This is a genomic window from Pseudomonas sp. NPDC088368 (genome assembly GCF_044753445.1).
GTDB lineage: Bacteria > Pseudomonadota > Gammaproteobacteria > Pseudomonadales > Pseudomonadaceae > Aquipseudomonas > Aquipseudomonas bambusae.
In genome coordinates this window covers 277,442-290,320 of record NZ_JBIVNG010000009.1, presented here as the reverse complement: position 1 = coordinate 290,320, position 12,879 = coordinate 277,442, and the positions used below count along the sequence as shown (strand labels likewise).

The window sequence follows — 12,879 nt, the reverse complement described above, 5'->3', positions numbered from 1 at the left end:
CACAAACGACGGACGTTCTGGAAACTAAAGGCATTACCGACCAGTGGTTAGAAATGCCCTATAAACTCACCACTTACGAAATAGGGTGAACGTTCGTGATGGTCATCACTCACAAGCGCATGGGCGCTCATGCCCATCATGTACATGTAATGGTGAGGAAAATAAAAATGGCGAACATACTGAATACCTGCGCACTGACTCTGCTAATCGGATTGAGCACGCAAGGCGCCTTCGCGGCGCAGGACAACGATGATTTTGTGGAAGATGCTTCCGCCAAAGGCGTGGCTGAAGTGGAGGCTGGCAAGCTGGCACAGGAGAAAGGAAGCGCTGCAGATGTAAAAAGCTTCGCGGACATGATGGTCAAAGACCATACCGCCGCGAACGCCAAGCTCAAGTCCATTGCTGACAAGAAAAACCTTGAGGTCTCTGACAGTGCCGAGCTGGTTGACAAAGCAAAGGCGATGATCCTGGAACTGCGTAGCGCCAAGTCGTTCGATCAGGCTTATGCCAATAACCAGGTTAAGGCCCACGAAGCGACGATTGCCCTGTTCGAGGAGGAATCTTCCAACGGCAAGGATGCAGATCTGAAAGCCTTCGCCACCGAGACCCTACCGAAGTTGAAAGCCCATCTGGAGCATGCCAAGGCCTTGGCAAAGGCTCATGGTGGTGATGCCGCGAACTGAGACCAGATGCGCCGCCCTCTAAAGCACGGCGCATTTCCTCAACGTAGAAAAATGATTTTGCCATGCTCACTGCTTGGATCGACTTGGTTAGTCAGGTCACCAAGGGAGGAGCTTCGATGCGCTGCCTCGGCACCTGAGGCTCAACAATCATGGTGGATGCTCGCGACAACCTCTCCGGTTCTTACTCATTGCGGCCACCGATCTTCAACAACCGCTGCATGAGCAGCGCGTTGCCAAGTGCGGCATCGCGAGCAGTATTGTCGAAAATACACCAGGTCGGCACGTCCTCCGCCATCGCCTCAATCCTCTTCGCAAGATCTTCAAGCCAAGGCGTCTCATAAGCGCTGTAGTAAATTCTAGGTGCCCCGTGCAGGCGCCAATAGCGAACTCCCGGCCAACCACCAGGCTGCGCACCATTACTCAATCTGGCAGGATCAGCCGCCACTTGTCCTATGTGTTGCTCGACCAGTAACTGATGGGCGTTCACCCAGGACTCATGACGCGGCTCGATCACTACATACCCGGAAAAGCGAGCTCTCAATGAGTCGAAGAAACGGCCTGCGACTCGGGCGTCGAATGAGAGTGAAGGTGGGAGCTGGATCAGGAGGCAGCCGAGCGCGCTACCCAGTGCAGCGATCTCCAACAAGAATTTATCAAGCAGCTCCGAGCAGTCCACGAGCCGGTTCTCATGGCTGATCGACTTAGGGATTTTCACTGAGAAGCGGAAATCGCTGCCTACGGATGATGCCCACTTCACGTAGGTTGCAGGCCTGTGTGGGCGGTAGAAGGAGCTGTTGATTTCTGCAGCGCCCAACCGTAATGCATAACGTTCCAGATGCGTACCTTCGCCTTCAAACTCAGGGGCGAATTCCCGTGCGAGCTTCCAGCCAGCGCACCCTACGTAAATGTCTGCGGTTTTCAGAACAGTACCTGTCGCGCGTCACGCATAAAGATCTCAACCGTCGTGGGGCCAATGACTTCGAATTCGTTGAGCCCGGACTCAAACTCGGATCGGTCTTTGCCGGCCTCAAGAACCTTGCGTGCTCGTCCTATGAGGCCCACCAAATCCTTGACCGACCTTCGGCTGAGCTGTTCTCGTTATATTCATTTGAACCGACGAACAGTCTTGAACGAAGGGTTTCATAGCCAGCTGATTTTTCTCACAAGGTCTCGGTTATCCGAAAGCGTGAACTTAACCGACGCGCTATAGCTCCGCTCTTTAGAGGCCACACTAAACAGCGGAGAAAACACAATGCGAGCGCTCACCTATCACGGTGCCCATGACGTCAAGGTAGACACTGTCCCCGACCCGATCATCGAGGCGCCAGATGACATCATCCTGCGGGTCACCGCCACGGCGATCTGCGGTTCCGACCTGCACCTGTATCGCGGCAAGATACCGACCGTGGAGCACGGCGATATCTTCGGCCATGAATTCATGGGCATCGTCGAAGAGACAGGCTCAGGCGTGACTGCCGTCCAGCCGGGGGATCGCGTTGTAATTCCGTTTGTTATTGCCTGCGGAGACTGCTTCTTTTGCCAGCTGGATCTGTTCGCGGCCTGTGAAACGACTAATACCGGTCGTGGCGCGATCATCAACAAGAAAGCCATCCCGCCGGGCGCGGCGCTGTTTGGCTTCAGCCATATGTACGGAGGGATTCCCGGGGGCCAGGCGGAGTATGTACGCGTGCCGAAAGCCAACACCGGGCCGTTCAAGGTTCCGGGCACATTGGCGGATGAGAAGGTTCTGTTCCTCTCGGACATCCTGCCCACTGCGTATCAGGCGGTCACCAACACCGGCATCGGCCAAGGCTCCAGCATCGCCATCTATGGCGCTGGCCCCGTCGGGCTCCTTTGCGCAGCGGTTGCCCGCATGCTGGGCGCCGAGCGCATCTTCATGGTCGACCATCACGCCTACCGGCTTGCTTACGCGCAGCAGACTTACAACGTGATCCCGGTCAATTTCGATGAAGACGACGACCCGGCTGACACCATCATCCGGCAAACCCCAGGCATGCGCGGAGTCGATGGCGTGGTCGACGCCGTCGGCTTTGAAGCCAAAGGCAGCACCACTGAAACCATACTTGCCACCCTGAAACTCGAAGGCAGCAGCGGCAAGGCGCTACGCCAATGTATCGCGGCAGTCAGGCGCGGAGGCACCGTCAGCGTGCCGGGCGTCTACTCCGGCTTCATTCACGGGTTCCTGTTTGGGGATGCGTTCGATAAGGGGCTGACATTCAAGATGGGGCAGACCCATGTTCAGCGTTTTCTGCCAGAGCTGCTTGAGCATATCGAACTGGGACACATCGCGCCTGAGGCGATCATCACTCACCGAATGTCATTGGAGCAGGCCGCTGAAGGCTACAAGATTTTCGACAAGAAGCAGGAAGACTGCCGCAAAGTCATTCTGACGCCTGGCGGAAACGACATCGTGGTGCCGGAACTTGAAACCGCTGCTCCATCAACAACTGTTCCCGCCGTCTGATCGGCATCGGAGGTGTGATATGGAACCAACATTACTGTGGGTCGCCATGGGCGTGATCGTGTTGCTGGTTGACCTCTGGGCAATCGCAAGCGTCTGGCGTACGACCAAATCGTCGAGCACAAAAATGGGCTGGGCGGTCGTGATCGTCGCACTACCGGTGATTGGGTTGGCGATATGGGGCATTGCGGGTCCACGAGGCGTCGCGCAGCCTCCGACCTCCAAAGAACACAGCAAAGGGTGATTCGCTATGGCGTCCGCTGAGGATCAATCTCAGCGGACAGCCCTACTGACTTGAATCAAATTCAGCATGAACATCAGGCCTTGTCTTCCTTGGGAATGCACGGGACCCAATTTTTGTCATCGATGCTGTTCGTGTGGATACAGAACCTGGTGAGGGCCATTACCCGTCTCATCTAACAACGTATGGCCCCATCGCGAGGCGGGCCTGTGCCCACCTCGTTAGAACGCTTGCGCCGACCAAAGCGTCATTTTTTCCGGAGCGCCTGGATTAACTCGGGTTTGGTCATTTTCGAGCGCCCAGACACATTGCGAGGTCGCGCCTCTGTCATAAGGCTCGCTTTACTTTGACGTTCCAGTGATGACACCCATCGAGCCCCGCTCGTCGCTACCAGAGCACTTCTGCCACGCACTCTGCCTCTGAACTCTATACGCGGATGAACTGCGTTTAGAACGGAGAATTGCCATGTCAGTTGATAACAACGGGCCAGCCGCTGCGTATCCCGGCCCAGATGAAAAAGCGCCTGATACCGGGGAAGGTCATGACTCGGGCCTGGAAAAAACCACTTCAGAGCCGAAACGGGATTCGCAGGAACGGCCAGCGGACTGGAATCCCCCACCGGGAAATCCCGGCTCAGATCAGGATGCCCAGACTAATCGTGGGAACGGTGGTGCGACAGACGCTCAGGATCTGGGCTTCGACCCCGACTCACCTGACGTGTCCGACCCCCAGATTGATCCGCCACACCCCGCGCGTACGAGTAACGACCCTGCTCCATGACCCTGTGAATGCCCTCATGGCTGATGGGCCATTTCTCAATCGACCATCAGCCCTTCAGTTCGAGCCAGCTTTTCCATCAGGGCAAATTTTCTGGTGGTCTGAAACCGGGTCCATCTAATCAGGTCAGGCTTTGCGCCATTCCACGTTTGTGATGCCCTGTTTCTCTGCTGCCGGACCCGGGCAAAGGCTCTTTAAGCGCAGAAGCAATGCGCTTGTCCGATACGACCGCCATTACGTATCCACTCGCCGTTTGATAACCACTGGGATACCCCAAACCTACGGACGTGATGCAACCTCGTCCATATGATGGAGCAAATCCAGCGGGTCTTCGTACACCCTCAATGCCCCTGCCCGCTCCAGCTCACTGATGTCATAGCCACCCGACAACAGACCGATGCCAGTGGCCTTGCAACGTCTGGCGGCGAGCATATCCCAGATGGCGTCGCCGATGACCAGGCACTCTTCAACGGGGACTTCCAGGCGTAGAGCGCCAGCGATGAACAGGTCTGGGTCAGGCTTGCCGTATTTCACGTCATCGCGAGTAATCAGTGAAACATCGTCCAGCTTCAAACCCAGCGCCTTGAGGTTGATCGCTGCCGTCTCGTTGCCGCCGCTGGTTGCGATGCACCACTTCGATCCGCTCTGATCGAGTGATTGGAGTAACTCAATGGCGCCCGGCAGCGCTGTGATCTGGTCCTGCAGCTCGCGGTACGCTTTGGCGTGAAGATCGCTGAGTCGTTTGGCCTGCTCGGCGGGAATCTCCAGGCCCGTTTCCCGAGCCAGCGACTTGAGCATCAGCCCTCCGCTCATGCCAATTTTTCGATGGATTCGCCACATTGCCAATGGGATTCCCTCGGCGTCCAGCGCTTGTTTCCAGGCTGCCACGTTCTGGTAAACGCTGTCTGTCAGTGTGCCATCCAGGTCAAAAATGAAGGAGGTGGTAGGGCTCATGGTCATGCTCCGATGCGATGGCGTACGTACGTATTCGAGATCCCATGCATCCCGGCGTTCCGCGTTTCTTTGGCAATGGGAGTCGTCCAGCACAGATTCAACCCGGAGTTTCCCGTGCTGGCGTGGGAGCAGAAGGGATCTTGAGGACGGTGACGATAATCGCGCGATTGATGAGGTCATAACGCCTAGGTCGACCCGCAGCAAACAGCAGGACGCCGAGCCGGTTCAAAAGACCGTTGTCGAGATCGAACGAAAAGTTGCAGACAGCCACCGAGAGGAATGAGGCCATTGAGCGTCAGGCTGCCCTAAACGACGCTCGTAGGGTCAATACAAATGAGCTGCGATGAAAGAAAAACAGACGGGATCATACTGGCGGCTGTACCACTCGCCGTATGGTTTTCAAGCCAACCAGGACTCTACTTCTGCACCACCATACTCACTCTTCCACTGTTTAAGCGTTTTGTGATTTCCCCCCTTGGTTTCAAGGGTCTCGCCATTGTGAGGATTTTTGTAGGTCTTCACAGAACGCGGTTTGCGCGAGGATTTTTCAGGCGTGGCAACAGCAGCGTTCTTTTTCGCGGAAGTGCGCGGCTCAAGAATGGTGACGATTTCACGCAGACTGTAGCCATATTCTTGTAAAAGAGCCTTGAGCTTCGTCTCGAACTCGATTTCCTGTTTCAAGCCGTTATCATTTTTCAACGTCTCCAACTCGGCAAGTTGAGTCGCCAATTGCTGTTCGAGTCTTCGGAATTCCGCGAGTCGTGACATGGTGTTCTCCTGGTGGCCTAATGGGCGGTTCATGGAGGTTGAGTCTTTTACATGAATATCGTTCCCGCAATCACGCCATCCTGACAGTCGCTACAAAGGATCAAGATAGGTCGCGGGTGAGAAGACGAGTAGTGACTACCGCCCGCCCCGGGGCGCAGGCCGAGCGGCATAAATCACGCTGAGACTTCGCTGGCTAGCCGCTTCAATAGCGCTTGAGCCGCTGCTTGTGATGAAGCGGGATTCTGTCCGGTGATGAGGTGTCCGTCTTCGACCACGTAATTTGCCCAATCAGCAGCCTTCGAGTATTGCCCACCTTTGGCCTTCAGCATGTCCTCGACGAGGAAGGGCACGATCTTAGTGAGCCCTACGGCCTCCTCTTCCGAATTAGTAAAGCCGGTGACGTTTTTGCCCTGCACCACAGGGTGACCATCAGGAGCATTGACGTTCTTCAATACACCCGGCGCGTGGCACACGGCGGCGATCGGTTTGTTGGCCGCATAAAACGCTTCGATCAGGGAAATGGAGTCGGTGTCTTCGGCCAAATCCCACAGCGGGCCATGGCCACCAGGGTAAAACACTGCATCGAAATCATAGGGGTCAACTTCGCCCAAGGGCACGGTATTGGCTAACAACCCCTGGGCCTCGCTATCGGCACGGAAACGTCGAGTGTGCTCGGTCTGGGCGTCCGGTTCATCACTTTTAGGGTCCAGCGGCGGCTGTCCACCCTTGGGAGAAGCCAGGGTAATTTCGGCCCCGGCATCCGCAAATGTGTAATACGGGGCTGCGAATTCCTCCAGCCAGAAGCCCGTCTTCTTGCCGGTATCACCCAGCTGGTCGTGAGAAGTGAGGATCATGAGAATTTTCATACGCGCCTGTCTCCTTGCGATATGGGCAGTACTGAATCGCACCGCATAGTTGTCAGAGACGTTCACCACGCAGACGTTCACGTCGAATGACCGGAGCTCGTTCGGCCGCGTCTGCAAAGGTTCGAGGATATGCATGGAGGCGACAGGTTCGGTCATGCTGCGCCAGTCACAGCTCCACGTACGTCCCAAGCCTTGCTCCAGATAAGGTTGGCGATCAATACCGGCGCAGGAACTGCTGAATGCGCTCGCCGCTTTCCTCACCGAAGAACGCTTCAGTGGAGCAATCCTTGACCACCACACCGTTTTCCATGAACACCACACGGTCCGCTGCCTCTTGAGCGAAACGCAGCTCGTGGGTGACCACCAGCATGGTCATGCCGCTGTTCGCCAGCTCGCGCATGACGCCTAGCACTTCGTCACGCAGCTCAGGGTCCAGGGCAGAAGTTGGCTCATCAAAGAAGATCACTTCAGGGTCCATGGATAACCCTCTTGCGATGGCGACACGCTGCTTCTGGCCACCTGAAAGTTTGGCGGGATAACTGTCCGCTTTGTCCGCGAGACCGACTTGATCCAACAAATGCCGCCCTCGTTCAAGCGCCTGTGCCTTTGAAACCTTTTTCACGCTGAGGAGCCCCTCCATGACGTTCTCAAGGGCCGTCATGTGCGGAAAAAGGTTGAAGGACTGGAAGACCATGGCGGTCTTTTGCCTAAGTAGCGCCACTTGCTTGCGCGTTGCCCGGTCGAATCGACCGCTGCGCGGTATCTCCACACGATACCCGCAGACCTCCAGCGTCCCGGCGTCCGGTTTTTCCAGAAGGTTGAGAGAGCGCAGCAAGGTTGTTTTGCCTGATCCCGACGGACCGAGGATGACCACGACTTGGCCGGCCTGAACCTCAAGGTCAACGTTTTTGAGTACGGCCAGATCACCAAATGACTTGCTCAGGCCAGTAACGCGTACAGTGCTTGTGTTCATCGCATGTGCCTCGTCCAACGGCCTTCCAGCCAGGTTTGCAGGATGGTCAACACCTGATTGATGAGCCAGTACATCGCGCCCACCATCAGGAACATTTCCATGTATCGGAAGGTGGAAGCACCGATCTGCTCAGCCACTCTGGTCATTTCCATGACCGTGATCGTGGAAGCAAGCGAGGTGTCCTTGATCAACGCGATGAGCCGACTGCCCATGGTGGGTAAGGCGATTCGAAACGCCTGCGGAATGATGATCCGGCGAAGACAGGTCCAGTAGCCCATGCTCATCGAACTGGCGGCCTCCCACTGCCCACTGTCGACCGCGATGATGCCGGCTCGAAAGGTTTCGCTCAGATAGGCCGCCGAGAACAGCGTCAGTGCGAGCAGGGCCGAAGGGATCGGAGTCATCACGATCCCGTAATGCGGCAAACCGAAATAGATCAACAGTATCTGCACCAACAGAGGCGTGCCGCGGAAGATCGAGACATAACTGAAGGCGATCATCCGAAACAGCCGCACCGGAGAAATCCGCATCAGGGCAATCATCAAACCCAAACCAGTACCTAGGACAAAGGCACCCAGGCCTAACCCAAGGGTCGTCACGATCGCCTTTTGCAGTAGGGGCAGCGCCCGTAGAAAGAGATCCCACATTATTTATTCCTCTGCCAGCTCAGCGAGAGCAGCCTTGATTCCACTGGTCATGTGATAATCCGGCCCGATCCACTCCCTGGCGACAGCGTCCACCGTGCCATCTGCAACCATCGACTCGACGGCTTTGCTGACCGCGTCGCGCAAACTGTCTCGACCCTTGGCCATGGCAGGAGCAGACAGCTGGTACGTCAGAGGCTCACCCACTGCCTTGATGGGCAGGTTATTGACCTTTTTGTACTTCTCTCCGCCGAACAATGAAGACAGCACTGCATCAACCCGTCCAATTGCCAGATCGTTGAACACCAGCCCGCCGTTCTCATAGGCCCGGATGTCGGACGTGGTCATGTGCTTGCGGGCCCAGGATTCATTGCTGGTCCCCGACGTCACACCGATCGAGTGCGCTGGCATGTCCTTGATGCTATGGATGTCCTGATTGTCGTCGCGCACGAAGATGTAGAACTCTTCCACGCCATACGGGCTCGCGAAGTCGACCTGTTTTCTGCGTTCATCTGTGGGCGTCAGGTCGTTCATGACGAGATCGTATTTGTCGGCCTTCAAGCCTTCGACGAAGCTTTTGAAGCTGTCAGCGATGAACTCCACTTTCGCCACGCCAATGCGCTTGGCAACCTCTTTGGCGATGGCAACGTCGTAGCCTGCTGGCTTGTTGTCCTGCCCCAGATAACTCCAGGGTGGACTGGCTTGGGTGTTAGCGATACGAATAACGCCTCGCTCTCGCAGGGTTTGCAGGGAGTCGTCAGCCATGGCAACCGAGCAAATGCCGAAAGACATGATCATTGCCAATGCGAAACGAATGCCGTTCTGTTTCATTGTTATCCATCCTCATTTGAGTGTGCGGCCGCAGGGGCTCGCGGGAGTAACGGCAGAAAATTCTGGTCTGGCCGCCGCGTCTGAAGCGCAGCGTGCCTATACGTCAACGTACCCGGGCGTATGCCTCCAAGGCTTCGGCCAGGTCGGCGATCAACATCGACTCGTCTTCAAGACCGATCGAGATGCGCACGATGGGTTGATCTGTTGGTGAAAATTGCCGTGCCTGTTGCTGGGACGCCGGGTAGTAGGCAATCAGGCTGTGGGTACCGCCCCAACTCGCGCCGATGGGGAACCGTTGCAGGGCATTGAAAAATGCGCCGAAGGCACTTTCGTCGGCAGCTGGTTCCAGGATGATCGAGAGCAAGCAGCCGCTGCCTTCGAACTGGTTCTTCCACAGGGTGTGACCCGGGTCGCTTTCCAGCGCGGGGAAAAGCACTTGTCGTACTAGAGGCTGAGCCTCCAGCCAACGCGCCACTGCCAATGCCTTTCGGCTTTGCTCACGCAGCCGCAGCTCGAACGTTTGAAGCCCGCGCTGGACCAGGAAACAATCCTCAGGGCTGGTAGCCTGACCAAAGATGCTTTGAGTTTCCCGCAGCACCGCGTAGCGTTCCGGATCGTTGAGACTGACGGTTCCCATCAGCAGATCGGAATGACCGCCGAAGTACTTGGTCGCTGCTTGAACCACGAAATCCACGCCATGCTCAATGGCTTTGAAATAAAGAGGGCTTGCCCAAGTGTTGTCCATCATGGTCAGCACGCCGTGCTTTTTGGCGATGGCGGTGATCGCACCAATGTCCTGCATTTCCATGGTGACGGTGCCCGGAGCTTCCATGCAGATCATGCGGGTGTTCGTGCGGATCAATGCTTCAATTCCGGCGTCGATAGTCGGTGGATAGAACTCCACCTCAACACCAAGATGAGCCAGCCACTGGCGACCGAAAGTCTTGAGCGAGCCGTAGCAGGAGTCCGAAATAAGCAGATGGTCGCCTGCACGAACGAAGCCCATGACAGTGGTAATCAGTGCAGACGCACCCGTCGGCATGATCACGCAGTGGCGGGCGTTTTCCAGATCAGCGACTTGACGCTCGAGCGCACGAGTGGTTGGCGTGCCGGTAATTCCATAGCTGTAGCCGTCTGGCTGTCGGCTCTTACGGCTGACGAAGTCTTCGAACGAATCGAACACTACGGTCGAACCGCGCCATACACCTGGAGAGAGGCTGGCATAAGGGCTGCCGGCAGGATCTACAAGTTTCATCTAGGTACGCCTTGTTGGGTCAGGGACAATGAATCCTATTGTTCAATAGACCTGCCTTAGCGACTACACCTAGAATTATTAACTCAATAAGTAAAGGTTATAGGTTACTGCATGGGTGTCCGAGAAATTGAAGTCTTTCGAGTGGTCATGAACGCAGGAAGCACCAGCAAGGCTGCCAACATGCTCGGTATCTCCCAACCTGCCGTCAGCCAGGCGATTCGCAAACTCGAAACATCTGCCGGTCTCGCTTTCTTTCACCGGATTCGTGGCCGTCTGGTGCCCACGCAGGAGGCGCACGCGTTGATGGTGGACGTGGACAAACTCTTCATCGGGATGGATGCGATCGAACATCGGATCAAGACCTTGAAGCAGTTCGGCACGGACCGCCTGGCCATTGCCGTGCATCCGGCACTTGGTAATGCATTCATGCCGAGGGCTCTAGCATCGTTCGATCTGGCAGGGCGAGATATGAGGGTGTCGCTACGGGTCCTTAGCTCGCGGGAGGTGCATCAGGACGTGTCATCCGGTCAATGCGATTTTGGCCTGATGGCCGACGAGATGCCGGTCATGGGGTTGGAGCATTCGCCTTTTCTGGAATCGCCGGGTGTCATGGCCATGCCACCTGATCACCCGCTTGCAAAGCTGCCGGTGATCACTCCGAACGATATCGGCAACCACGACTTCATCGCACTCAATCCAGAAGACAGCAGCCGTCGGCGAATGGAAGCGGCGCTGGCCCCCTATGGCGTGACGCCGAATATCAGGATTGAAACGCCCTATGCCCATACCGTCTGCGAGATGGCGTTGCGCGGTATCGGGTTCGGTTTCGCCAATCCTGTCGCCGTCGTCGACTACATCGACCGTGGCTTGGTCATCCGGCCGTTTTCCCTGAAGGTGAACTTCACGAGCATCTTGCTTTTCCGACCCGGAAAACCCTTGGCGGACAACGCGCGAAAGTTGATATCCGCGCTACGCATCCAACTGTCAAAGGATTTGAAGCTTGTGGAAAACCATATGGAAAAGTGAGGCTTCGGAGTCAAGGTTTAAGCGTGAGTGATTGCATGGACTTGACGAAACCCGTTGGGATGGCTATCCGAGCCGCTAACGCTTTCAAATGGCCCAGGAAGTCGAATCTGGATGCAGCCTGAAAACGCTTCGCGGTGGCCGGTGCACCGCTCGAGCGAGGCTTTTTTCCGGGTGAGTGAGATAGGCCTGACCAGATAACGCTGGGCCCAGGCGATCTCTGAAGACCATGCGGACATGGCTAGACGGACGTAATCGAGACGACCTCGATGTACTTGAATTTCTTACGGGCCGCTTTAATCGCATCAAGCTCCGCCTGCAGCTTACTGAGCGTGTCGGCTTCGAAGACGAAAATCTGTGTCTCGCCTTCAAATTCATTTCCGACTCGCAGGGTCACCTTGAGCTTGGGTACAAATGTCTGAGGTGGTTTACGTTTTTTCGCCGCTACGGGTGGGGCAATAACGATCGACGACGGCTCTTCCGGTGCAGCTACATGGACCGGAGCTTCTGAGACCCCAAACAAGGCCCTTCGCATCTCTTCTTCAGTTAACTCTGTATTCACGAATCTATGTCCTGTCGATGTGTTTTTATGTACTCCCGCACCGGGCAGCCCACTTGATCATTTTGTCTCAGTCACGATGGTTGAGACCTATCGCATCACGACAGTTTCGCGACTCAATGCTCCCCTGCCTGAATGGCCAACACGCCCGATCCTTCATGCTGGGCGTTTGCCGGACAATCGTCAGCTTGGCCTTCTTTGGAGGCTCCTCTCGAGGCACCTCTCGAACAGTGTCGTGGAAGGTTACGACGTTGTGCGCACCTGTCGGGATAAAGTTTTGATCATTGAAGACCGTTTGCCGAGCTTGGTTAACGAATGTGCCGGTGTTTGGCGATTGGAGGTCTAACGATGGGCCGGGCCGTATGACCGAACCGCTGCTCATCTCACCTGAATCTCGCCCCGAGCGAAGATTTTCAGCCACTTGTAACGCGCTTCCGCGATCAGGCTCAGATCGATTCAAGAGGATAAACCCGCTTACGGCGGCGATGCATCCTGCTACTGCATAGGTGGCGAACCTCTGAATGCCACGCTTCTGTTGAGTTCTAAGAATTCGTTCCGGAGCATCACCGAAATCTGCTTTCATCCATGCACCTATCTATTTCTTCCCGGCACGTCGGCAACGCTCCGAACAATACCGGACCTCGTCCCAACATCGCGCCCATTTTTTACGCCAAGTGAATGGCAGTCGGCAGCAGGCGCAGGTTTTGACCGGAAGCTCGCTCTTTTTCAACTGTGCTCCGTCCTGATTGCGTGCATCTAATTCAGGTTTCTAAACGTAGATTTGACGCCACCTCTGAAACCATGAGACGTACCCTGCACATGA

At 56.0% G+C, this 12,879-nt stretch carries 15 protein-coding genes; 5 read left to right on the top strand and 10 right to left on the bottom strand.

Going from position 1 to position 12,879, the window contains the following annotated elements:
- Positions 1-167 precede the first annotated feature (167 nt).
- Complete coding sequence (locus tag ACIQAL_RS21140; protein WP_401149315.1) at positions 168-683, top strand: DUF4142 domain-containing protein; 516 nt, start codon at positions 168-170, stop codon at positions 681-683.
- Positions 684-864: 181 nt separating this feature from the next.
- On the opposite strand, the gene ACIQAL_RS21135 is transcribed toward ACIQAL_RS21140, so the two are convergent.
- Positions 865-1,518 carry a DUF72 domain-containing protein gene (locus ACIQAL_RS21135; RefSeq protein ID WP_401149312.1) on the bottom strand — a complete coding sequence of 218 codons (654 nt, stop codon included), beginning with the start codon at positions 1,516-1,518 and terminating at the stop codon, positions 865-867.
- 417 nt (positions 1,519-1,935) lie between these two features.
- Here ACIQAL_RS21135 and ACIQAL_RS21130 point away from each other — a divergent pair, with 417 nt between their 5' ends.
- The 3 genes from ACIQAL_RS21130 (at position 1,936) to ACIQAL_RS21120 (ending at position 4,186) form a co-directional block, all read left to right on the top strand.
- Complete coding sequence (locus ACIQAL_RS21130) at positions 1,936-3,168, top strand: zinc-dependent alcohol dehydrogenase (protein WP_401149054.1); 1,233 nt, start codon at positions 1,936-1,938, stop codon at positions 3,166-3,168.
- A 19-nt stretch (positions 3,169-3,187) separates the two neighbouring features.
- Positions 3,188-3,409, top strand: a complete 222-nt coding sequence (locus ACIQAL_RS21125) for a PLD nuclease N-terminal domain-containing protein (RefSeq protein ID WP_401149051.1) — start codon at positions 3,188-3,190, stop codon at positions 3,407-3,409.
- A 462-nt stretch (positions 3,410-3,871) separates the two neighbouring features.
- Positions 3,872-4,186 carry a DUF6021 family protein gene (locus ACIQAL_RS21120; protein WP_401149050.1) on the top strand — a complete coding sequence of 105 codons (315 nt, stop codon included), beginning with the start codon at positions 3,872-3,874 and terminating at the stop codon, positions 4,184-4,186.
- 276 nt (positions 4,187-4,462) lie between these two features.
- Here ACIQAL_RS21120 and ACIQAL_RS21115 read toward each other — a convergent pair whose 3' ends face one another.
- The 7 genes from ACIQAL_RS21115 to ACIQAL_RS21085 all read right to left on the bottom strand — a co-directional run bounded on the left by ACIQAL_RS21115 (position 4,463) and on the right by ACIQAL_RS21085 (position 10,474).
- On the bottom strand, positions 4,463-5,137 hold the full coding sequence (locus tag ACIQAL_RS21115; protein ID WP_401149048.1) for an HAD family hydrolase: 675 nt from the start codon (positions 5,135-5,137) through the stop codon (positions 4,463-4,465).
- A gap of 399 nt (positions 5,138-5,536) precedes the next feature.
- Positions 5,537-5,905 carry a histone-like nucleoid-structuring protein, MvaT/MvaU family gene (locus ACIQAL_RS21110; RefSeq protein ID WP_401149046.1) on the bottom strand — a complete coding sequence of 123 codons (369 nt, stop codon included), beginning with the start codon at positions 5,903-5,905 and terminating at the stop codon, positions 5,537-5,539.
- Between the two features lie 173 nt (positions 5,906-6,078).
- The gene (locus ACIQAL_RS21105; RefSeq protein WP_401149309.1) at positions 6,079-6,771 is read right to left on the bottom strand and encodes a type 1 glutamine amidotransferase domain-containing protein; all 693 of its coding nucleotides are present in this window, start codon (positions 6,769-6,771) and stop codon (positions 6,079-6,081) included.
- A gap of 214 nt (positions 6,772-6,985) precedes the next feature.
- Positions 6,986-7,744, bottom strand: coding sequence for an amino acid ABC transporter ATP-binding protein (locus ACIQAL_RS21100; RefSeq protein ID WP_401149044.1), 759 nt, complete (start codon positions 7,742-7,744; stop codon positions 6,986-6,988).
- Positions 7,741-8,391 (bottom strand): amino acid ABC transporter permease, encoded by a 651-nt coding sequence (locus tag ACIQAL_RS21095; RefSeq protein WP_401149043.1) that lies wholly within the window; start codon positions 8,389-8,391, stop codon positions 7,741-7,743. The genes ACIQAL_RS21100 and ACIQAL_RS21095 overlap by 4 nt, the downstream gene beginning before the upstream one ends.
- Before the next feature lie 3 nt (positions 8,392-8,394).
- Positions 8,395-9,219: a transporter substrate-binding domain-containing protein gene (locus ACIQAL_RS21090; RefSeq protein ID WP_401149040.1), complete on the bottom strand. Its 825-nt coding sequence runs from the start codon at positions 9,217-9,219 to the stop codon at positions 8,395-8,397.
- 103 nt (positions 9,220-9,322) lie between these two features.
- Positions 9,323-10,474 carry a PLP-dependent aspartate aminotransferase family protein gene (locus ACIQAL_RS21085; protein WP_166596273.1) on the bottom strand — a complete coding sequence of 384 codons (1,152 nt, stop codon included), beginning with the start codon at positions 10,472-10,474 and terminating at the stop codon, positions 9,323-9,325.
- Positions 10,475-10,585: 111 nt separating this feature from the next.
- Here ACIQAL_RS21085 and ACIQAL_RS21080 point away from each other — a divergent pair, with 111 nt between their 5' ends.
- Positions 10,586-11,500 (top strand): LysR substrate-binding domain-containing protein, encoded by a 915-nt coding sequence (locus tag ACIQAL_RS21080; protein WP_401149036.1) that lies wholly within the window; start codon positions 10,586-10,588, stop codon positions 11,498-11,500.
- Between the two features lie 238 nt (positions 11,501-11,738).
- On the opposite strand, the gene ACIQAL_RS21075 is transcribed toward ACIQAL_RS21080, so the two are convergent.
- Together ACIQAL_RS21075 and ACIQAL_RS21070 are read right to left on the bottom strand one after the other, a co-directional pair.
- Positions 11,739-12,059: a hypothetical protein gene (locus ACIQAL_RS21075; RefSeq protein WP_401149033.1), complete on the bottom strand. Its 321-nt coding sequence runs from the start codon at positions 12,057-12,059 to the stop codon at positions 11,739-11,741.
- A gap of 592 nt (positions 12,060-12,651) precedes the next feature.
- Complete coding sequence (locus tag ACIQAL_RS21070) at positions 12,652-12,786, bottom strand: DUF2256 domain-containing protein (protein WP_401149031.1); 135 nt, start codon at positions 12,784-12,786, stop codon at positions 12,652-12,654.
- Positions 12,787-12,879 lie beyond the last annotated feature (93 nt).

Coding starts and splice junctions, on each gene's coding strand:
- ACIQAL_RS21140 (WP_401149315.1), top strand. CDS start 168: ATGGCGAACATACTGAATACCTGCGCACTGACTCTGCTAATCGGATTG.
- ACIQAL_RS21130 (WP_401149054.1), top strand. CDS start 1,936: ATGCGAGCGCTCACCTATCACGGTGCCCATGACGTCAAGGTAGACACT.
- ACIQAL_RS21125 (WP_401149051.1), top strand. CDS start 3,188: ATGGAACCAACATTACTGTGGGTCGCCATGGGCGTGATCGTGTTGCTG.
- ACIQAL_RS21120 (WP_401149050.1), top strand. CDS start 3,872: ATGTCAGTTGATAACAACGGGCCAGCCGCTGCGTATCCCGGCCCAGAT.
- ACIQAL_RS21115 (WP_401149048.1), bottom strand. CDS start 5,137: ATGAGCCCTACCACCTCCTTCATTTTTGACCTGGATGGCACACTGACA.
- ACIQAL_RS21110 (WP_401149046.1), bottom strand. CDS start 5,905: ATGTCACGACTCGCGGAATTCCGAAGACTCGAACAGCAATTGGCGACT.
- ACIQAL_RS21105 (WP_401149309.1), bottom strand. CDS start 6,771: ATGAAAATTCTCATGATCCTCACTTCTCACGACCAGCTGGGTGATACC.
- ACIQAL_RS21100 (WP_401149044.1), bottom strand. CDS start 7,744: ATGAACACAAGCACTGTACGCGTTACTGGCCTGAGCAAGTCATTTGGT.
- ACIQAL_RS21095 (WP_401149043.1), bottom strand. CDS start 8,391: ATGTGGGATCTCTTTCTACGGGCGCTGCCCCTACTGCAAAAGGCGATC.
- ACIQAL_RS21090 (WP_401149040.1), bottom strand. CDS start 9,219: ATGAAACAGAACGGCATTCGTTTCGCATTGGCAATGATCATGTCTTTC.
- ACIQAL_RS21085 (WP_166596273.1), bottom strand. CDS start 10,474: ATGAAACTTGTAGATCCTGCCGGCAGCCCTTATGCCAGCCTCTCTCCA.
- ACIQAL_RS21080 (WP_401149036.1), top strand. CDS start 10,586: ATGGGTGTCCGAGAAATTGAAGTCTTTCGAGTGGTCATGAACGCAGGA.